We start from the raw sequence: 18,863 nt of genomic DNA on the forward strand, positions 1-18,863 counted from the left end.
CTCTTTGCATATATTTTCTGCGGAATTCCCATGACGAACCAAACTGTTACCATCCGGCCTTTCGAGGCGGCGGACACCACCAAGCTGTCAAAAATCTGGCTCGAGGCCTCCCTGCTGGCGCATCCCTTTATCGGGGTGACGCGCCTGACGGCGCAGCGGGCGCTGATCGAAGAGCATTACCTACCGGGCGCCGAAACCTGGGTCGCCAGCCTGGGCGGCGAGCCTGCCGGCTTCATCAGCCTGCTCGACGACTTTATCGGCGGCTTGTTCGTGGCGCCGGACCGGCAGGGCCTGGGCATCGGCCGGCGTCTTATCGCCCATGCCCTGACGCTCAGGGGCGAGCTCTCGCTCGAAGTCTATACCCAGAACGCGCAGGCCATGGGCTTCTATAAGGAATTGGGCTTTGCGGAATTGTCCCGGCGCCCGATCGACGACGAGGGCTATCCCTTCGAGAATGCGCGCCTGCGCCTGATGGGTGAGGGGCGGAAGGGTTAGGGCGCGCCAGTTCCGTGCATTTTCACGATGTCATCCCCGCGAAAGCGGGGACTTCTGTTGTCGATATAGAGGCCGCAAACAGAGGTTCCCGCTTTCGCGGGAATGACGCCGTGGGTGAGCAAACAGGCCTCACCGCTAGCTCTGCGCCAGCACTGCGTCCACATCCGCCTTGTGGGGGATGGCCGGCTGGGCGCCGGGCTTGAGGCAGGCGAGGCTGCCGGCGATGGCGGCGCGGCGCATGGCCGTTTCGAGGTCGAGCCCGGCATCGAGCGCGGCGGCGAGATAGCCGCAGAACGTGTCGCCGGCGCCGACAGTGTCGACCGGGTCGACCTTGTGAGCCGGCACCGAAAGCGTGCCGTCGGGCGTGGCGGCGCGCGCGCCTTCGGGCCCCAGCGTGACCACGATGGTGCGGCCGGTCCGCGCCACCCAATCGGCCATGGCCGCGTCCAGTTCGGCAATGGGGCGGCCCGAGAGCAGGGAAAACTCGGTTTCGTTGGCGATGACGATATCGGCGAGCGGGGCGAGTTCGGCGGTGTCGGGCAGGTAGGGCGCGGTATTGAGTACGCTGCGCGCGCCCTTCTGCCGGGCGATCTCGAGGGCGCGGCGGGTCGCTGCCTGCGGCACTTCCTGCTGCACCAGCACGATATCGCCCGGGCCGAGCCGGTCGAGCCCGGCATCGGCGTCGTCCGGGCTGACACTGCCATTGGCCCCGGGCAGGATGGCGATGACATTCTCGCCTTCGGCATCGACGAAGATCATGGCAATGCCGGTGGCCGCCTCGGCCCGGCGCAGCCGGGACAGATCGACGCCGCCCTCGCGCAGCAGGGCGGTGGCGAGATCGGCAAAGGCGTCGTCGCCCACCGCCGAAACGTGCAGCACCTCGGCCCCGGCCCGGCGCGCGGCCAGGGCCTGGTTGGCTCCCTTGCCGCCCGGCGCCATGGAAAAGGTGCCGCCGGCCACGGTTTCACCGGGCCTGGGCAGGCGGGTGACGGTGCCGATCTGGTCGAGATTGGTGGAGCCGAAAATGGTGATCATTTCAGAATCTTCTCTATCGTGTTCCAATTGCGCATCGTGTCGAGATTGCCCTTGCCGAGCCGCGCATAAAGCGGCTTCAGCACTTCTTCGACATGTTCGGTATAGCGCCCATTGGGCTGCCGATAGGCGACGATATAGACATCGCGCGCATCGATGCGCAGGATTTCGGTGTCGCCCGGCCGGTCGGGGACGGCGAGGTCGGGTGGCAGGGGGCGCTCGAACAGCAGCACATGGCGGGTGAGGTCGGCGCCGGGATCGAGCGCGCCGAAAGGGTGGTTTTTCAGCATGGCCGCCAGTTCGGCCTCCGAGCGCAGCACCACGCCGACAGCAAAGCCGAATCGAGCGGCGATGGCTTTTTCGAGTCCGGCCCTGACCGCATCGGCATCGCCATCGGCCTCGAGCCGCACATTGCCGCTGGCCAGCACGGTTTTCACCTCGGCGAACCCGGCCGCCTCGAGGCACGCCTTGAGCTCGGCCATCTTCATCTGCCTCTTGCCCAGATTGATGCCGCGCAGGAACGCGCCCCAGAGCGCCATCAGACCGGGTCCAGCTTCTGCGGATAGATGGTTTCCCCGCGCGCCAGCATGGCCACGAAGCTCTCGATCTTCTTCTTGCGGGCCGCTTCGGTCTTGAGGTTGATGACGCGGAAGGTGAGGGCGAAGCGGTTCTGCGCCGTTAATTGCTCATAGACGCGCTGCGCGGCCGGGTCGGCGGCGATGGCCGCGAGCAGGTCGGCCGGCGGCTCCTGCCTGGTGGCATAGGCGGCGTCCCAGCGGCCATCCTTCCGGGCGGCCTCCACATGGACCAGGCCATGCTCGGTCATCAGCCCCGCCTGGCTCAGCCGGGCGACATTGTCGCGATTGACCTGGCTCCACACCGATTTGGCGCGGCGCGGGCAATAGCGCTGCACGAAGGAAATCTCGTCCCAGCTCTTCTTGATGGCGTCGATCCAGCCCCAGCACAGAACCGCGTCGATCGCCTCTACCGGGCTGATCGTGGCGTGGCCGGAGCCTTTCTTGAAGATGCGGATCCAGACCTCGTCCTGCCGGTCGTGATTGGCCGCCAGCCAGTCGTAAAAGCTCCGGAAATCGGGGAATTCATGCAGCTTGTCGACCGGAACGATGACGGGCGCCATGATCCTATTCTTCCGCCTCCGTCTCCGCCGTTTCCGGCGGCGGCTCGGGCAGGAGGCGGGCCAAAGCCGGCTCCAGCCGCTCGTCATTGGGCAGGACCAGGCCGAATTCCTCGGTCAGCACCGAGCGCAGCGTCTCCATGCCGGTGAGCACGCGCTGCTCCTTCTCGCCATCGACCGGCTGGATGGTGAAGGTCGTGTTCAGGAGCTTGAGCCGCCTGCCCGCGGGCGAGAGCGCGACGCGCAGTTCAGAGGTGAAAGGCGAGGACGGATCGCTGGACAAGTGCTGGTTGATCGGGCCGATCGCCGCTTCCTCGATAGCGTCGAGGGTGAAGACGTAGAGCGCCCGCCAATCCTCGCCGATCCGGGCTTCCAGCGTCCAGTCGGGGTCGCCGCCGGAAAGGCGGAAGGTTTCATGCGGGGTGGCCAGTTCCACCCCGGCGCGCAGGCGCAGCGGCGTGGTCAGCGTCAGCCCGCCAAAGCCCACATCGGCGATGTAGTTCTGGCCGTTGATGTCCACCAGCATCAGCAGATGGGTGGGCGGCTTGTCGATATTGTCCGGATGGTTCCAGACCACCCGCGCCAGGAGCGGGCGTACATTATAGTCCAGATCGCGCAGGATGCGCATGAACAGCAGGTTATGCTCGAAGCAATAGCCGCCGCGCCTGTCGGTGAGCAGCTTGCGCTCCAGGCTCGGCTGGTCGAGCGGCACCGGCTCGCCCATCAGCGGATTGAGGTTCTCGAAGGGAATGGCGGCGGGATGCAGCGCATGCAGCATTTCCAGGGTCGCCAATGTCGGGGCGATGGAACCGGCAAAGCCGACTCGCTCGAAATAGGCGTTCAGATTGACCTTTTCGGGCATCGACCACCTTTTGTGCTGTTGAAACCGGGCCCAATATGGGCAAGCGCGACGGCTTTGTCACGACGGGGCAAGGGCCCGACCGGTGCCAGAAGTGCCTTGACAGATGCGGTTCAGGCCGGGGCCTTGCGCACGCGGATCACCACGTCGACATGGGATACTTCCATGCCGGCCGGGGCCTGCGGCAGCGACTTGAAGGTCACCGCATCGGGGGGAATGTCGATCATCCGCTGCTCGTCTTCCACGTAGAAGTGATGATGGTCGGACGTGTCGGTGTCGAAATAGGAGCGCGAGGCGTCGATGGCCACTTCGCGCAGGAGCCCCGCTTCATGAAACTGATGCAGCGTATTGTATATGGTGGCCAGCGATACATTGACATTGGCGCTGCTGGCCTCGCCGTGCAATTGCTCGGCGCTGACATGGCGATGGGGGCCGCCGAACAGCAATTCGGCCAGGGCCACGCGCTGCCGGGTCGGGCGAAGGCCGGCCATGCGCAACACTGCCGTCAGGCACGGTTTGCGGGACGGATGAGGCCGGGCGGCGATAATGCGGTCGGTCATGGGGCCGGAAATGCTCGTCTAAGGTCCTTAGGTCCAGCTTTTGTTATAATGTGCAGGCGCCCGCGAAACAAGTTGCCCCGCTGCCGCAGCCGCCGGCCCCGCCTTTTGGCCGTCTTGACCCTCAATCGGCACCTCTATACGAGACGAAGCTTGAGTGAGAGCGGGGTAAGTCATGGCCGAGCGGCAACACGCATTTGGATATGAGGAGCTGCTGGCCCATGGCCGCGGCGAATTGCCGGGACAGGGCGATGCGCGCCTGCCCGCGCCGCCCATGCTCATGTTCGACCGCATCACCGAGATCGAGGAAACCGGCGGCGCCCACGGCAAGGGCTTCGTGCGGGCCGAGCTCGACGTCAATCCGGACCTGTGGTTCTTCCAGTGCCATTTCATCGGCGACCCGGTCATGCCCGGATGCCTGGGCCTCGACGCCGTCTGGCAGATGACCGGCTTTTTCCTCTCCTGGATCGGCCAGCCCGGCAAGGGCCGCGCCCTGGGCGGGGAAATCAAGTTCCAGGGCCAGGTGACCAATGACGTCAAGCTGGTCGAATATGGTATCGACCTCAAGCGCGTCATGCGTTCGCGCCTGACGCTGGGTATCGCCGATGGCTGGGTCAAGGCCGACGGCAAAGTGATCTACGAGGCCAAGGATCTGCGCGTCGGCCTGTTCACCGACGCTTGATCGCCCCGAAACAATCGGGGGCCGGCCTTACCGCCGGCCCCGTCCAACCTATATAAGTGCGACGCCGCGCCCCAATGCGAACGCACCGAGAGACTGAAGCGAGGATGAAATGAGACGAGTTGTCGTGACCGGCATGGGTATCATTTCTTCGATCGGCAATTCGCTCGACGAGGTCACCGAAAGCCTGCGCCAGGCAAAACCCGGCATCGTCTTTGCCGAGGATTATGCCGAACTGGGCTTCCGCAGCCAGGTCAAGGGCGATCCGCGCCTCGACCCCTTCGAAGTGCTCGACCGGCGCGTCACCCGCTTCATGGGCAAGGGCGCGGCCTGGAACTATCTCGCCATGCAGCAGGCCATCGCCGATGCCGGGCTCGAGGACAAGGATATCTCCCACCCCATGACGGGCATCGTCATGGGCTCGGGCGGCGCCTCCACCCGCACCATCGTGGAAGCGGCCGACATCACCCGCAAGAATACCAGCCCCAAGCGTATCGGGCCGCTGGCCGTGCCCAAGGCCATGGGCTCGACCGCCTCGGCGACGCTCGCCACCTCCTATGGCATCAAGGGCATCAATTATTCGATCAGCGCCGCCTGCGCGACGTCCAAGCATTGCATCGGCAATGCCTATGAGCAGATCATGCTGGGCAAGCAGAACATCGTCTTTGCCGGCGGCCACGAGGACCTGGACTGGACGCTTTCCGATCTGTTCGACGCCATGGGCGCCATGAGCTCGGACTTCAACCAGACCCCGCAAAAGGCCAGCCGGGCCTATGACGCCAATCGCGACGGCTTCGTCATTTCCGGCGGCGCCGGCGTGCTGGTGCTCGAGGAGCTGGAGCACGCCAAGGCGCGCGGCGCGAAAATCTGGGCCGAAGTGGTGGGCTATGGCGCGACCTCGGATGGCGTCGACATGGTCGCCCCCTCCGGCGAAGGCGCCGAGCGCTGCATGCGCATGGCGCTGCAGAACGTCCAGGCGCCCATCGACTACATCAATCCGCATGCCACCTCGACCCCGGTGGGCGACCTCAAGGAAATCGAGGCCCTGCGCGCCGTCTTCGGCAACGAGGACAAGTGCCCGCCCATTTCCGCCACCAAGTCGCTGACCGGCCACAGCCAGGGCGCCACCGGCGTGCATGAATCGATCTTCTCGATCCTGATGATGAAGCACCGCTTCATCGCCGAAAGCGCCAATATCGAAACCCTCGATCCCGCCTTCGCCGACATGCCCATCCTGCGCCAGCGCCGCGACGAGGTGGATCTGGGCTATGTGCTGTCGAATTCCTTCGGCTTCGGCGGCACCAATGCCGCTCTGGTGTTCAAGCATCCCGAAGCGTGAGGGGCGCGCCTGCCGCCCCCTCATCCGACGCTCGCTCCTTGTTCCTCGCCCCCTCGGGAGAGGGTGGATCGCGCGTAGCGCGAGACGGGTGAGGGTGCATTTCACTGTCGAGCTGAAACGGCTGTCTCCACTATCGTCACCACCGGGCTTGTCCCGGTGGTCCATGCCCGCGGCAAGATGGATTGCCGGGACAAGCCCGGCAATGACGATAAAACCGAATTGGCAGCGGCCGCTGTTTCAGTCGAAGAGTCAAATGCCTAATATCCCAATTCCGAAAAGCCGCCATCGCGTCCGTCATAGACCAGCAGCCGGCCGATCAGCGGCTGGCCGATGCCGGTGATGAGCTTGATGGCTTCCATGGCCATGAGCGCGCCGATGATGCCGGTGACCGGGCCGAGAATGCCATTGGCCTCACAGGAGGGCAGGGCATCGTCATCGGCTTCGGGCGGATAGAGCGCGTCGTGTCCCGGGCCGCCCAGATGCGGGGCGAAAACGGTGACCTGGCCGGAAAACATCGAGACCGCGCCCGAGACCAGCGGCCGGCCCAGGGCCGCGGCCGCCGCGGCCACGATGCGGCGGGTGGCGAGATTGTCGGTGCCGTCGAGCACCAGGTCATAGGCGCCGACAATGGCCCGGGCATTGCCGGCATCGATGGCGCTCTCGATCAGGTCGAGCCGCACATGCGGATTGAGCGCGCTGGCGAAATCGCCGGCGCTTTGTGCCTTGTTGCGGCCGATCCCGGCGCCGGTATGAACGATCTGGCGCTGGAGATTGGAGAGCGAGACCTGGTCGGGATCGGCAATGCCCAGCCGGCCGATTCCGGCCGCCGCCAGATAGGCGATGGCCGGGCTGCCCAGGCCCCCGGCGCCCACGACCAGCACCTTTGCCGCCTTGAGTTTCTGCTGGCCGGCCCCGCCCATGCCCTTGAGCACCAGATGGCGGGCATAGCGGCGGGCTTCTTCCGGCGACAGGGATGGATCAGGGGGCAAGCGGCACCGCCAGGAAACGCCGGTCGGGGCCTTCAAAGCCCCCGGGATAGACCGAGATGAGGGCGACCGCATTGTCGAGGCTATTGGCCATGAAGGGCATGACCACGCCATAGAGCCGGTAGGTGAAGGGGCAGCCGCGTGAGCGGGGCAGCCTCTCGTCGCGGTGCAAAAGCCGCTCGACGCCATCCGCCATGAGCTGCAATTGATAGCCCCTGGGCTCCATGCCGAACCAGTCCTGGCAGGGGCTGGCGGCTTTGGCCGGGAAGCTGGAAAGGCTGAGCCTATACGTCCCCCGGACCGCTCCCGGTTCAAAGCCCGGCAGGCCGAAACCGAGGCTTTGCCGGTCATTGTCGGGCACGCCGTCTCCGATCAGCGCGATGGTCTCCACCGGCACCGCGATCCGGAATTGCTCGATATGGCTCTCGGCCAGCCGCCGCGCCTCGGCGCGGATATCGACAAGGCTCTCGTTCTCGTCATCGGCCTGGACGCGGACCGGCGTGCCCGGAACCCAGCTGTCGCTGGCGAGATCGACCACATAGAGATTGGCATAGGCAAAGCCCGAGCCGTCCTGGATGCCGAATTCCTCGAAGGCGAAATAGCGGTGATCCTCGGAGAAGCCGACATAATCGATCAGCGCCCGGTCGCCGGCCAGGGCGGGAGCGGCGAGAGCGGTTATGAGCAGAGAAAGCAGCAGGACGAGGGGGCGGAGCGTGTGGGCCATCCCTCCTACTTCAGGCTTTTCGCAGCACTGATTTGGCGGCTCCATCGCCTCCCTCCCCCCTGAGGGGAGGGCCGGGGAGGGGGTGGTTTGGCGACCTGCCGTTGGACCCCCACCCCCAGCCCCTCCCCTTAGGGGTGAGGGGAGAAAAAGAGCCGATAGTCTGGCAAGACAGGTCAGTAGCAGCGCTCTAGGCCCGTCCGGTCGAGCCGAAGCCGCCATGTCCACGTTCGGTTGCATCGAGGTCTTCCTCCCTGACAAAGGCTGGCCGCACCAACGGCGCCACCACCATCTGGGCGATGCGCTCGCCCCGCGCGATCCGGAACGTCTCCTGTCCCAGATTGATCAGGATCACCATGACCTCGCCGCGATAATCGGCATCGATCGTGCCGGGCGAATTGAGCACGGTGACGCCATGCCGGGCGGCCAGGCCCGAGCGCGGCCGCACCTGTGCCTCATGGCCGGCCGGCAGCGCCATGGCAAAGCCGCAGGGCACGATGGCGCGCTGCCCGGGCATGAGGTCGAGCGGTTCGCCGTCCGGCAGGGCGGCGCGCAAATCCGCCCCCGCCGCCAGGGCGCTGGCCGGCACCGGCAGCGTCAGGCCCTCGCCATGCGGCAGCACTTTCAGGCGGATGATGAGCGGATTGGACGTCACGGCGCGCGCACCACCGCATAGAGTTCCTCGGGCAGGTCCAGCGTGCCGTTGATGAGGTCGAGCATGGGAATGACCTGGCTGGCGCTGCGGCCATCGGCGGCGCGGCTCATATTGGTCTCCACCACTTCGGCGCCCGAGAAGGAGATGGTGATGTCGTGGCCCTCGAAAAAGGCGGTGACCATCTGCCGGGCTTCTGCGTCCATGTCGTCCTCGATGCCCATTTCCGCCGTCATGTCGGCGGTGGGCAGGGCCATGCGAACCAGGCCCGGACCAGCCTCGGTAAAGCGCATGCCGCCCTCGTCCTGGCCCAGGTCGAGATCGGCGAAGGGCCCTTCCTCGACGATCGAGCAGGTGGCGCTGCCATCGGCATTCTCGACGAGGTCGCCCTCGTCGCAGAAGCCGGGCTCGCCATTGCCGGCCTCGTCCGCACTCGTCTTCACCATGGCGTAAATCTCGGCACCCATGGTCTGGGTCATGGTGGCGCGGGCCGTACTGGCGCTGGTCAGCGCGACGTCCACGTCGACATCGACGCAGCCGGACAGGCCGAGGGCCAGGATGACGCCGCCGGCCAGCTTGCCGAACAGATTGAGGTGCATGAAAATCTCCTTGTGCGGCAATGGCCACGTTCGTCTGTGCAATCTAGGGGCAGAGGCCCCCGACCCGCAAGCCGACCCTCAGGCGGCGAAGGCCAGGCGCAGGGCCAGGACGGCGATGGCGGCCAGGGCCACCAGCGCCATGCCCAGCGCCGCCAGGATCGCATTGCGCAGCAATCCGTCGCGCGGGCGGTTCATCAGCGCCCGGTGCTCGGCCAGGGCCAATTGCGCCTGGGCGACGAGGTCGGGCACCCGACCCAGCGCATCGCCCATGCGGGTGACATGGCCCACCAGATCCTCGACCCGCCCCAGCGGGCCTTCCTCGCGGCGCAGCCAATCGCCCACCACCGGCTCGGCTATGGTCCAGATGTCGAGCTCGGGATCGAGATGGCGCGCCACCCCTTCCACCAGCACCATGGATTTCTGCAGCAGCACCAGTTCGGGCCGCGTGCGCATCTGGAACAGATCGGTGATGGCGAAGAGCTGGCCGAGCACCTTGGCCATGGAAATCTCGGTGGCCTTGCGCCCATGCAGCGGTTCGCCGATGGAGCGGATGGCCAGGGTGAAATCGTCCACCGATTGTTCGGAGGGAACATAGCCGATGTCGAAATGGCGCTGCGCCACCAGGCGATAATCGCGGGTGATGAAGCCATAGAGGATATCAGCGAGGAAGCGGCGCTCGAACGTGCCGATCCGCCCCATAATGCCGAAATCCACCGCGATCACGTCGCCGGTCTTCGGGTCGGCGAAGAGATTGCCCGGATGCATGTCGGCATGGAAGAAGCCGTCGCGGATGGCATGGCGCAGGAAGCTCTGCAGCACCTTGGCCGCGAGCGCCTTGCGGTCGATGCCGGCGGCGTCGATGGCGGCATGGTCGCGAATGGGAATGCCTTCGACCCAGGTGGTGGTCAGCACGTTCTGCGCCACGTGATCCCATTGCACGTCCGGGATGCGGAAGCCTTTATCGTCCTTGATGTTCTCGGCCATTTCCGAAATGGCGGCGGCTTCCAGCCTGAGATCGAGCTCGAGACGCATGGAATGGTCGAGCGTGCGCACCACTTCGGTGGGTCGCAGCCGCCGGCTGGCGCGCGAAAAGGTCTCGGCCAGGCGGGCGCCGGCATAGAGCGCCTGCGTATCGGCATGGAAGCGTTCCGACACGCCGGGCCGTAGCATCTTCACCGCCACGATCTTCGGCGCCTCGCCCGGCTGGCGCAGCCTGGCCTTGTGCACCTGGGCGATGGAGGCGGCGGCGACGGGTTCGCTGATTTCGGTCAATTGCGCCGCCCGCGACCCCAGGGCCTCATCGAGAATGCCCGGCACCAGCTTGGGATCGAAGGGCGGCATGCGGTCCTGCAGGCCCGAGAGATCGGCCGCCGCCTGCACCCCGACAATGTCGGGCCGCGTGGCCAGCGTCTGGCCGAACTTGACGAAGCTGGGGCCCAGCTTGTGCAGGGCCGCGTTGAGCCGTTCGATGGAGCCGGTCTTGCGCACGGAGCGGCGCTCGACCAGCCGGCCGAGACCGATGCCGAATTTCATCATCGGCGGCAGTGATTCCACCGGCAGGATGGAAAGCGCCCCCTCGCGCGCCAGCACCCAGCCGGCATGGATCAGGCGGAACGTGGAACCGATGGACATGCCTTACCTCTCCCTTTGGGGGAGAGGTCGACCCTTGCCAAGCAAGGGGCGGGTGAGGGGGCCTTCGCTCAGGCGCCGGGGCAAAGGCCCCCTCACCCGGCGCTGCGCGCCGACCTCTCCCCCAAAGGGAGAGGTGTTGCATCCAGTGTGCCGCGCCGTCATGTCCATCAAATCTTCCAGCCCGAGAACAGGGTCGCGATATTGCCGGTGAAGCTCTGGTGCTTCACGCGCTTGAAGCCGGCGCCGGCCAGCATGGCGGAGAAGCGCGCCGGGTCGGGGAATTTGCGAATGGATTCCACGAAATATTGATAGGGCTGGGCATCGCCGGTCACCACCCGGCCCATGGGCGGAATGACGCGGTCGGAATAGAGTTTGTAGAGCGCATCGAAGCCCGGCAGGTCGACCTGGGAAAATTCCAGCACCAGGATGCGGCCGCCGCGCCGGAGGACGCGATGCGCCTCGCCCAGCGCCTTTTCGATGCGCGGCACGTTGCGGATGCCGAAGGCGATCGTGTAGGCGTCGAAGCTGTTGTCCGCGAAGGGCAATTGCTCGGCATTGGCCTCGACGAACTGCACCTGGCCGGGATAGCGCCAGGTTTTGGCGCGCTCCGCCCCGACGCGCAGCATGTCGGCGTTGATGTCGGAGACCACGACTTCGGCATAGCCCAGGGAACGATTGACGATGCGCTCGCCGATATCCCCGGTGCCCCCGGCCATGTCGAGCACCTTATAGGGACGCGTGCCGGCCTTGGGCGGGGCCAGCTCGCTCACCATGGCGTCCTTCCAGAGCCGGTGCACGCCCCCGCTCATCAGATCGTTCATCAGGTCATAGCGATCGGCCACATCGTGGAAGACCTTGTCGACCAGGCCCTGCTTGTCCTCGAGCGCGACGATTCTCTCGCCGAAATGCGTGGTTTCTTGCGACTGGCTCATGGCGGGACCTCAATGGTCGAACGGATTGGCCGCACCATATATAAGGCGTCGGAAAATGCCCATGCGCAAAGGCGCGCAGGGTGAAGGAGTTTTACCCATGCCCGAATTGCCCGAGGTCGAGACCGTCCGGCGCGGACTGGAGCCCTGGCTCAAGGGCGCCACCATCAACAAGGTGACGCTCAACCGCAAGGATCTGCGCTTTCCCTTTCCCAAAGAGCTGAAGCCCGCGCTCGAAGGACAGATTATCGACCATGTCGGACGGCGGGCGAAATATCTGCTGCTGGAGCTGTCCGGCGGCAGGACGCTGCTCAGCCATCTGGGCATGACCGGCTCCTGGCGCTTCGCCGAACACCCAATCGACAAGCCGCCGCGCTATTACGAGCCGGGCACCGAGCCCAAACACGACCACATGGTCTGGGAGATCACCCATCCCGAGCATGGCAAAAGCCATCTCATCTATGCCGATCCACGCCGCTTCGGCTTCATCGACCTTTACGACGACCCCGCCGACAGCCCCTATCTCAAGGGCCTGGGTCCCGAGCCGCTGGGCAACGATTTCAGCGCCCTGGGCCTGGCCGAAGCCTTCAAGGGCAAGAAGGCGCCGATCAAGGCGGCGCTGCTGGACCAGCGTGTGGTGGCGGGCCTGGGCAATATCTATGTGGCCGAGGCCCTGCATCGCGCCCATATAAGGCCCGATATCGAAGCGCGTACCCTGGTTGCGGCCGATGGCGCGCCCAAGCCGGCCCTGGAGGCGCTGGCCGCCGCCGTGCGCGAAGTGCTGGTCGCCGCCATCGAGGTGGGCGGCTCCACCATCCGCGATTTCCGCAGCGTCGAGGGCGCCGGCTATTTCCAGCACAATTTCGCCGTCTATGACCGCGAGGGCGATCCCTGCCCGACCCCGCTCTGCACCGGCGTGGTGCAGCGCATCGTGCAATCGGGGCGCTCGACCTTCTATTGTCCCGTCTGCCAGAAGGCGCCGTGAGGGTGGGCGCAATAACCTTGTTCATCGTCATTGCCCGGCTTGTCCGGGCAATCCACCTTGCCACGGCCTGGACCACCCGGACAAGCCGGGTGGTGACGGTAGGGCGAGTTGGGAGCTCCGATTTGGAGCGTGAGGCCTGAAATCCGAGGCCGAATCCAGTTGACGCCTCCCCGCCTATCCCCTATAGACCCACCGACTTGGCGGCAGCGTGCCGCCGCTTTCATTTTATTCCGGCAGGTTCGGGCGCTCGGCGTGAGCGTGGGATTGGCCGGTTGGACGCTCAAGAGGAATACATGGCCAATACGCCGTCAGCCAAGAAGGCCACCCGCAAGATTGTCGCCCGCACCGCGGTCAACAAGTCGCGCCGCAGCCGCGTGCGCACCTTCATCCGCAAGGTCGAGGAAGCCATCACCGCCGGCGATCACGCCGCCGCCTTCGCTGCCCTCAAGGCCGCCGAGCCGGAAATCCACCGCGCCGCCGGCAAGGGCATCGTCCATGCCAACCTGGCCTCGCGCAAGGTCTCGCGTCTCAACAGCCGCGTGAAGGCCCTGGCGGTCTGATCGCCGGGAGCCGTGGCGCCGGGATCCGGCCGACACGGCAGCGACGAAAACGGGCTCCGCAAGGGGCCCTTTTTGTTGGCCCCGGCCGGGGCAAGCTTTTTCGCCACATAAGTGTCACATGACTTTCCGATGACGGTTTCAGCCCGCGCGGAACGTTTGATGCACACCGCTTTTTCTTTAGGCAAGCCAAGGGTTTGTCAGGAAGGCGGGAGGCGTTTCCGGGGTGCGGCAAAGCGGCCCGGACGGACCTGGCGGAATAAATTTTTCACCATGCCGACAGGCGCTAAGTGTTGGAATCTGCCTTGAGTCACAGGCCCTTGCCGGAGGGGGCTTTTCAGGGGGCCGGGGTGCAGATTTGACGAGTTCGGAGTCAAGCCCCTATTTCAACGATTCACGTGTTGCGGGTCCAAATTCGTGCCTCTAATGTACTTTGGCCGGCGGGGAAAAAGAGGGGTGGAACGATCCTCGACACCGCTGGCCGGGACCAGAATGGACCCGGGTTTGGGTCAGTACCGGCGGCGACGCCGGGGAGTAAGCCGATGCAGAATTTGTTGGCCGCAATATTGGGCGGCCGGTGAAATCGGGATCGGCGTTCGTTCGATAGACCGCCGGCCGGGTCAGGCCGGGATCAAGGGATAGGTCAATAGGAAGACGGCGCTTCGGCCGCCGTTGAATGCATGCGCCCGCATTGCGGGGGCAGGGGCGAAGCCATGTCCAAAGGTCCGTCAGGGGCCGGGCAGGGCGGGAAGAACAAGAACAATCAGGCGGCGGGCATTGCGGGCCCGTCCGGGCAACAGAATGGGGCTAGAAACGATGATGCGACAGGCGAACGCGGGAAGAGACGACTGGGCCGAGGCCGGTTCTGCTTCCCTTGCTTCTTCCACGAAAGGCGATCTTCCTGTCATGTCCGATAGTTCCGGTGAAACCCAGCGCGATCTTTGGGCCCGCGTGCGCGCCCGCCTCAAAACCAGCGTCGGCGAAGACGTCTTCACCTCCTGGTTCGCGCGCCTGGAACTGGAAGAACTGGTGGACGACCTGGTCCATCTCAGCGCGCCCACCCGTTTTCTCTGCTCCTGGGTGCAATCCCATTATGCGGACCGCATCCTGGAAGCCTTCCGCCATGACCTGCCCGAGGCCGGACGCCTGCAGGTGACCATGCGCGTCAACGGCCAGGCCCGGCCGCGCCTGGCGCCGGCCCCCGAAGTCTTGTCCGAGGCCCCCGCGGCCCAGCCGTCCAGTGCCGCCGCTGCCGGCGCCGCGCCGGTCGCTGCCCCCGCCATGCCGCGCCTGGTGCGCGACAATGGCAAGGGCGACGCCCTTTCCGGCAGCGCCATCGATCCGCGCATGACCTTCGAGAGCTTCGTGGCCGGCAGCGCCAATGAAATGGCCTTCGGCGTCGCCAGGCAGATCGCCAATGCGGCGATCAACAATGCGGTGACCTTCAACCCGGTCTATATCCATTCGACGGTCGGCCTGGGCAAATCCCACCTGCTCAACGCCATCGCCCATCAGGTGTCGGAGGCCGATCCCTCCAAGAACATCGTCTACCTGACGGCCGATCATTTCATGTACCATTTCATCACCGCCGTGCAGCGCCAGTCGGCGCTCGGCTTCAAGGAATGGCTGCGCCGGGTCGACCTGCTGCTGATCGACGACATGCAATTCCTCCAGGGCAAGTCCGCCACCGAATTCGGCCATACGCTGGGCACGCTGCTGACCGGCGCCAAGCAGGTCGTGGTGGCCGGCGACGCGCCGCCGCGCGATCTCGAAATGCTCGATGAACGTGTGCGTTCGCGGCTCTCGGGCGGGCTGGTCGTGCCGATCTCCACCTTCGATCTCGACCTGCGCCGCGATATCGTGCAGCGCCGCGCCGAGCAGGTGAATGCCCGCTTCGGCATGCAATTCCCCACCGCCGTCATCGACTACATCGCCCGCGCCGTGGTCAGCCATGGCCGCGATCTCGACGGCGCCGTCAATCGCCTGGTCGCCGCCAACCAGCTCACGGGCGAGCTGATCACCGTGCCCCTGGCCGAAAAGACCCTGGCCGACCTGATCCGGGCCCGCGACGCCAAGCGCGTGCGCATCGAGGACATCCTCAAGGCCGTGTCCCGCCATTACAAGGTGCCCCGCAACGAACTGCTTTCGGCCCGCCGCTCCCGCGACGTGGTGCGCCCGCGCCAGATCGCCATGTATCTGGCCAAGGCGCTGACCGCCCGCTCCCTGCCCGAAATCGGCCGGCGCTTCGGCGGCCGCGACCACACCACCGTGCTCCATTCGGTGCGCAAGGTGGAGCAGATGATCAAGGACGATCTGGAACTGGGCCAGGAAATCGAACTCTTGAAGCGCATGCTGGAAGAGTGAGGTCCGGCGGCGGGCTCGCCCGCCGCAAAATCGCTCCTGTGGAGCGATTTTAGGACCGAACGCCCGAAGAGCTACGCTCGCAGGGCAAGACCGGCCGCGCCGCAGGCGCGGCCAAATCGGTCCGGTGGACCGATTTGAAATGACTACGCCCGACGCGCTATGCGCGCAGGGCAAGACCGGCGGCTTTCGCGTGCCCGACCTCGTGGTTCGACGGGCTCACCATGAGGTCTTCGGAGAGAGCGCTTACTCCCGCCGTTCGGCGCGCTGCTGGTATTGCGGGTCGGTGTGCCGGCCGGCATAGGCCTCGTCCAGCTCGTTGATGATCGCCTCGCCCTCCCGGGGATCGATGCGCTTGAGGATTTCGTCGATCTTGGCCTCCATGCGGTCGTCGCCCTCCTTGGATTGCGGCGAGCCCACATGCAGCAGGATGGCCAGGCCCCCCACCTGCCAGAGCAATTGCAGGAATTCGGACTGCCAGTTCTCGAACGTGTCGCGCAGCATTTCCACCACATAGGGGCCGACCTGTGGCGCCTGGCCATGGCTGAGCTGGTCGCCGGCAAAGGCGAACCAGCCGAAAAGCCAGTGCCCGAGAATGGAAAAGGCGAAGAACCCCAGGGTGACCCAGGCATATCCGTAGCGGGTCCAGATCGATTTACCGGGCATGGCGCCCTCCATGGCTAGATTGCCACCTCAACGTGGAGGCCATGCCGGGGTTGCACCATCAAGCCTTGTGCAAAGCGCGCCCGAGCCGCCCGCCGCCCTTGCCTTTTGGTCACCGAATTGTAAATGTCCAAGCCCGGTTCGCCGGGGGCCTGTCGTCTCTCGGCATGGCTATCGAGTGCCAGGAATAGGGTGAGAAATGAAAGTCACGCTCGAACGCAATCATCTGCTCAAGTCGCTGAGCCATGTGCATCGGGTGGTCGAACGCCGGAACACCTATCCCATCCTGGCCAATGTGCTGTTCAAGGCCGCCGACGACCGCGTGGAGCTGCGCGCCACCGACCTCGATATCGAGGTGACCGAGAGCGTGCCGGCCATGGTCTCGACCCCCGGCTCCACCACCGTGCCGGCCCATACGCTCTACGAAATCGTGCGCAAGCTCTCCGACGGCGCCGAGGTGCGGCTGGAGACCGATGGCGGCGAGAACATGGTGCTCACCTCCGGCCGCTCGCGCTTCAACCTCGCCTGCCTCAGCCCCGACAGCTTCCCCGATCTGAAATCCGGCGCCTTCGCGCATGAATTCGATATCGCCGCCGCGTCCCTGCGCGAGCTGATCGAGCGCACCCAATTCGCTATCTCCAACGAGGAGACGCGCTATTATCTCAACGGCATCTATTTCCACGCCGTCGAGAATTCCGCCACCGGCAGCCTGTTCCGCGCCGTGGCCACCGATGGCCACCGCATGGCCCGCGCCGAAATCGCCGCGCCCGCCGGCGCCGAGGGCATGCATGGCATCATCGTGCCGAAAAAGACCGTCGGCGAAGTGCAGAAACTGCTCGATGGCGTCGATGGCGACGTGCATGTGGAAGTTTCCGACACCAAGATCCGCTTCACCGTCGGTACCGTGGTGCTGCTGTCCAAGCTCATCGAAGGCACTTTCCCCGATTACGACCGGGTGACCCCCAAGAACAACGACAAGCAGATGCTGGTCGACCGCGCCGGCTTCGCCATCGCCGTGGACCGCGTCTCCACCATCGCCTCCGATCGCGGCGGCAAGGCGGTCAAGCTCTCGGCGCAGAACGGGTTGCTCGAACTCTCCGTCACCAATCCCGATCACGGCACGGCCAGCGAGGAAGTGGCGGTGGATTTCGATACCGACGGCTTCGAGATCGGCTTCAATGCCCGCTACCTGCTTGACATCATTTCCCAGATCCGCAGCGAGAGCGCCGTCTTCCTGTTCAACGACGCCAATTCGCCCACCCTGGTCAAGGAAGAGGGCGAGGCCAGCGCGCTCTACGTGCTGATGCCGATGCGGGTGTGAGGAACGTCCCGTCAGGGGAAATCGCGCCAGTGGCGCGATTTAAGGTCCGAACGCCCGGAGCGCTATGCGCGCAGGGCTCGGATGTCCTGCTCATCATGAAGGCCCCCTCACCCGCCGCTTCGCGGCGACCTCTCCCCCCAGGGAGAGGTGAAGGCGCGTGCCGATGCTGCGCAGCAGCACCTCTCCCTTTGGGGGAGAGGTCGGCCCGCAGGGCCGGGTGAGGGGGCCTTCGCGATGATCCGCCACATCTCCCGCCTGCGCCTCACCGCTTTCCGCAATTACACCGCCGCAGCGCTCGATCTCGACCAGCGCCATGTGGTGCTGACCGGGCCGAACGGTTCGGGCAAGACCAATCTGCTGGAGGCCGTTTCCGTGCTCTCGCCGGGGCGCGGCTTGCGCGGGGCCAGCTTCGATACGCTCCAGGCCCATGGCTCCGACCTCAACTGGGCGGTGGCCGCCAGCGTGGAGACCGATAGCGGCCCCGCCGATATCGGCACCGGGGCGCTGCCCGATGGCGGCAGGCGCGTGCGCATCAACGGCGCCAATGCCCGCTCCATCGAGGCGATGAGCGATTATCTGCGCGTGCTCTGGCTGACCCCGGCCATGGATGGCCTCTTTTCCGGCCCGGCGGGCGAAAGGCGGCGCTTTCTCGACCGGCTGGTGACCACGCTCATTCCCGCCCATTCCGCTGCCGTTTCCGATTTCGAAAAGGCCATGCGCCAGCGCAACCGGCTCCTGGAGGAGGAGGGCGATGCGCGCTGGCTCTCGGCGGTCGAGGCGCAGATGGCCGAATTGGGCGCCTCGGTGCATCTCAACCGCACCGACAGTCTCGTCTCGCTCCAGGCCCTGATCGCCGAGAGCCTCGAAGACGCCAATTTCCCGGCGGCCCTGCTGTCGCTGACCCCGCTGTTCGAGGATGTGGCCGAGCCGGCCACTTCGGCGGAACTGGAGAGCCTCCTGGCGCAGCGCTGGCATGCATTGCGCGGCCTTGATCGCGCCGCCGGACGCACCACATCAGGACCACACCGGGTCGATCTCGAGGTCGTCCATGCGCAAAAAGCCATGCCCGCCGCCCTGGGCTCGACCGGCGAGCAGAAGGCGCTGCTGATCGGGCTGATCCTGGCCCATGCGCGGCTGGTGCGGCTGCGGACCGGCATCGTGCCCTTCCTGCTCCTGGACGAAATAGCGGCCCATCTCGATCCGGACCGCAGAAAGGCCTTGTTCCAGGCGCTGGATGGGCTGGAAACCCAATGTTTCCTCACCGGCACCGATCCGGTCCTGTTCGAGGCGCTGGAGGACCGGGCGCAGCGCATCGCGGTGCGCGACGGCCGCCTGGCGCGGGAATAGGGCGCAGCCTGCCG

General features: G+C 65.7%; 20 protein-coding genes. 8 read left to right on the forward strand and 12 right to left on the reverse strand.

Going from position 1 to position 18,863, the window contains the following annotated elements; all coding sequences use genetic code 11:
* Positions 1 to 30: 30 nt before the first annotated feature.
* A complete protein-coding gene (locus tag A3840_RS06565) occupies positions 31 to 495 on the forward strand; it encodes a GNAT family N-acetyltransferase (protein ID WP_067453720.1) in 465 nt (154 codons plus the stop codon).
* A 135-nt stretch (positions 496 to 630) separates the two neighbouring features.
* Here A3840_RS06565 and A3840_RS06570 read toward each other — a convergent pair whose 3' ends face one another.
* The 5 genes from A3840_RS06570 to irrA all read right to left on the reverse strand — a co-directional run bounded on the left by A3840_RS06570 (position 631) and on the right by irrA (position 4,081).
* The gene (locus A3840_RS06570) at positions 631 to 1,530 is read right to left on the reverse strand and encodes a ribokinase (protein WP_067453722.1); all 900 of its coding nucleotides are present in this window, start codon (positions 1,528 to 1,530) and stop codon (positions 631 to 633) included.
* Positions 1,527 to 2,066 (reverse strand): DUF1697 domain-containing protein, encoded by a 540-nt coding sequence (locus A3840_RS06575; RefSeq protein ID WP_067453724.1) that lies wholly within the window; start codon positions 2,064 to 2,066, stop codon positions 1,527 to 1,529. The genes A3840_RS06570 and A3840_RS06575 overlap by 4 nt, the downstream gene beginning before the upstream one ends.
* The gene (locus tag A3840_RS06580; protein ID WP_067453726.1) at positions 2,066 to 2,665 is read right to left on the reverse strand and encodes a YdeI/OmpD-associated family protein; all 600 of its coding nucleotides are present in this window, start codon (positions 2,663 to 2,665) and stop codon (positions 2,066 to 2,068) included. The genes A3840_RS06575 and A3840_RS06580 overlap by 1 nt, the downstream gene beginning before the upstream one ends.
* A 4-nt stretch (positions 2,666 to 2,669) precedes the next feature.
* The gene (locus tag A3840_RS06585; protein ID WP_067453728.1) at positions 2,670 to 3,524 is read right to left on the reverse strand and encodes an arylamine N-acetyltransferase family protein; all 855 of its coding nucleotides are present in this window, start codon (positions 3,522 to 3,524) and stop codon (positions 2,670 to 2,672) included.
* Between the two features lie 110 nt (positions 3,525 to 3,634).
* Positions 3,635 to 4,081, reverse strand: a complete 447-nt coding sequence (irrA, locus tag A3840_RS06590) for an iron response transcriptional regulator IrrA (RefSeq protein ID WP_067453730.1) — start codon at positions 4,079 to 4,081, stop codon at positions 3,635 to 3,637.
* A gap of 172 nt (positions 4,082 to 4,253) precedes the next feature.
* Between irrA and fabA the strand changes: the two genes are divergently transcribed.
* Both fabA and fabB read left to right on the forward strand, forming a co-directional pair.
* Positions 4,254 to 4,760 (forward strand): 3-hydroxyacyl-[acyl-carrier-protein] dehydratase FabA, encoded by a 507-nt coding sequence (gene fabA, locus A3840_RS06595; RefSeq protein ID WP_067453733.1) that lies wholly within the window; start codon positions 4,254 to 4,256, stop codon positions 4,758 to 4,760.
* A gap of 109 nt (positions 4,761 to 4,869) precedes the next feature.
* Positions 4,870 to 6,096 carry a beta-ketoacyl-ACP synthase I gene (gene fabB, locus A3840_RS06600; RefSeq protein ID WP_067453736.1) on the forward strand — a complete coding sequence of 409 codons (1,227 nt, stop codon included), beginning with the start codon at positions 4,870 to 4,872 and terminating at the stop codon, positions 6,094 to 6,096.
* Between the two features lie 257 nt (positions 6,097 to 6,353).
* Here the strand turns inward: fabB and A3840_RS06605 are convergent, their stop codons facing one another.
* The 6 genes from A3840_RS06605 to ubiE all read right to left on the reverse strand — a co-directional run bounded on the left by A3840_RS06605 (position 6,354) and on the right by ubiE (position 11,618).
* Complete coding sequence (locus A3840_RS06605) at positions 6,354 to 7,085, reverse strand: HesA/MoeB/ThiF family protein (RefSeq protein WP_067453739.1); 732 nt, start codon at positions 7,083 to 7,085, stop codon at positions 6,354 to 6,356.
* The gene (locus A3840_RS06610; protein ID WP_067453742.1) at positions 7,075 to 7,806 is read right to left on the reverse strand and encodes a DUF2259 domain-containing protein; all 732 of its coding nucleotides are present in this window, start codon (positions 7,804 to 7,806) and stop codon (positions 7,075 to 7,077) included. The genes A3840_RS06605 and A3840_RS06610 overlap by 11 nt, the downstream gene beginning before the upstream one ends.
* 187 nt (positions 7,807 to 7,993) lie before the next feature.
* Positions 7,994 to 8,458, reverse strand: coding sequence for a dUTP diphosphatase (gene dut, locus A3840_RS06615; RefSeq protein ID WP_067453745.1), 465 nt, complete (start codon positions 8,456 to 8,458; stop codon positions 7,994 to 7,996).
* On the reverse strand, positions 8,455 to 9,054 hold the full coding sequence (locus A3840_RS06620) for a hypothetical protein (RefSeq protein WP_131798265.1): 600 nt from the start codon (positions 9,052 to 9,054) through the stop codon (positions 8,455 to 8,457). The genes dut and A3840_RS06620 overlap by 4 nt, the downstream gene beginning before the upstream one ends.
* Before the next feature lie 78 nt (positions 9,055 to 9,132).
* Positions 9,133 to 10,686 carry a 2-polyprenylphenol 6-hydroxylase gene (gene ubiB / locus A3840_RS06625; protein WP_067453751.1) on the reverse strand — a complete coding sequence of 518 codons (1,554 nt, stop codon included), beginning with the start codon at positions 10,684 to 10,686 and terminating at the stop codon, positions 9,133 to 9,135.
* Between the two features lie 167 nt (positions 10,687 to 10,853).
* Positions 10,854 to 11,618: a bifunctional demethylmenaquinone methyltransferase/2-methoxy-6-polyprenyl-1,4-benzoquinol methylase UbiE gene (gene ubiE / locus A3840_RS06630; RefSeq protein ID WP_067453754.1), complete on the reverse strand. Its 765-nt coding sequence runs from the start codon at positions 11,616 to 11,618 to the stop codon at positions 10,854 to 10,856.
* Between the two features lie 97 nt (positions 11,619 to 11,715).
* Between ubiE and mutM the strand changes: the two genes are divergently transcribed.
* The 3 genes from mutM to dnaA all read left to right on the forward strand — a co-directional run bounded on the left by mutM (position 11,716) and on the right by dnaA (position 15,521).
* Positions 11,716 to 12,600 (forward strand): bifunctional DNA-formamidopyrimidine glycosylase/DNA-(apurinic or apyrimidinic site) lyase, encoded by an 885-nt coding sequence (gene mutM, locus A3840_RS06635; protein WP_067453757.1) that lies wholly within the window; start codon positions 11,716 to 11,718, stop codon positions 12,598 to 12,600.
* A gap of 293 nt (positions 12,601 to 12,893) precedes the next feature.
* Positions 12,894 to 13,160 carry a 30S ribosomal protein S20 gene (gene rpsT / locus A3840_RS06640; protein WP_067453760.1) on the forward strand — a complete coding sequence of 89 codons (267 nt, stop codon included), beginning with the start codon at positions 12,894 to 12,896 and terminating at the stop codon, positions 13,158 to 13,160.
* 903 nt (positions 13,161 to 14,063) lie between these two features.
* The gene (gene dnaA, locus A3840_RS06645; protein WP_067453763.1) at positions 14,064 to 15,521 is read left to right on the forward strand and encodes a chromosomal replication initiator protein DnaA; all 1,458 of its coding nucleotides are present in this window, start codon (positions 14,064 to 14,066) and stop codon (positions 15,519 to 15,521) included.
* Positions 15,522 to 15,764: 243 nt separating this feature from the next.
* On the opposite strand, the gene A3840_RS06650 is transcribed toward dnaA, so the two are convergent.
* Positions 15,765 to 16,184 carry a DUF6766 family protein gene (locus tag A3840_RS06650; protein WP_067453799.1) on the reverse strand — a complete coding sequence of 140 codons (420 nt, stop codon included), beginning with the start codon at positions 16,182 to 16,184 and terminating at the stop codon, positions 15,765 to 15,767.
* Between the two features lie 196 nt (positions 16,185 to 16,380).
* On the opposite strand from A3840_RS06650, the gene dnaN reads away from it, so the two are divergent.
* Positions 16,381 to 17,502, forward strand: coding sequence for a DNA polymerase III subunit beta (gene dnaN / locus A3840_RS06655; protein ID WP_067453765.1), 1,122 nt, complete (start codon positions 16,381 to 16,383; stop codon positions 17,500 to 17,502).
* 234 nt (positions 17,503 to 17,736) lie between these two features.
* Positions 17,737 to 18,849, forward strand: coding sequence for a DNA replication/repair protein RecF (gene recF, locus A3840_RS06660; RefSeq protein ID WP_067453767.1), 1,113 nt, complete (start codon positions 17,737 to 17,739; stop codon positions 18,847 to 18,849).
* The last annotated feature ends 14 nt before the right edge of the window (positions 18,850 to 18,863 follow it).

Source organism: Devosia elaeis (assembly GCF_001650025.1).
Classification (GTDB): Bacteria; Pseudomonadota; Alphaproteobacteria; order Rhizobiales; family Devosiaceae; genus Devosia; species Devosia elaeis.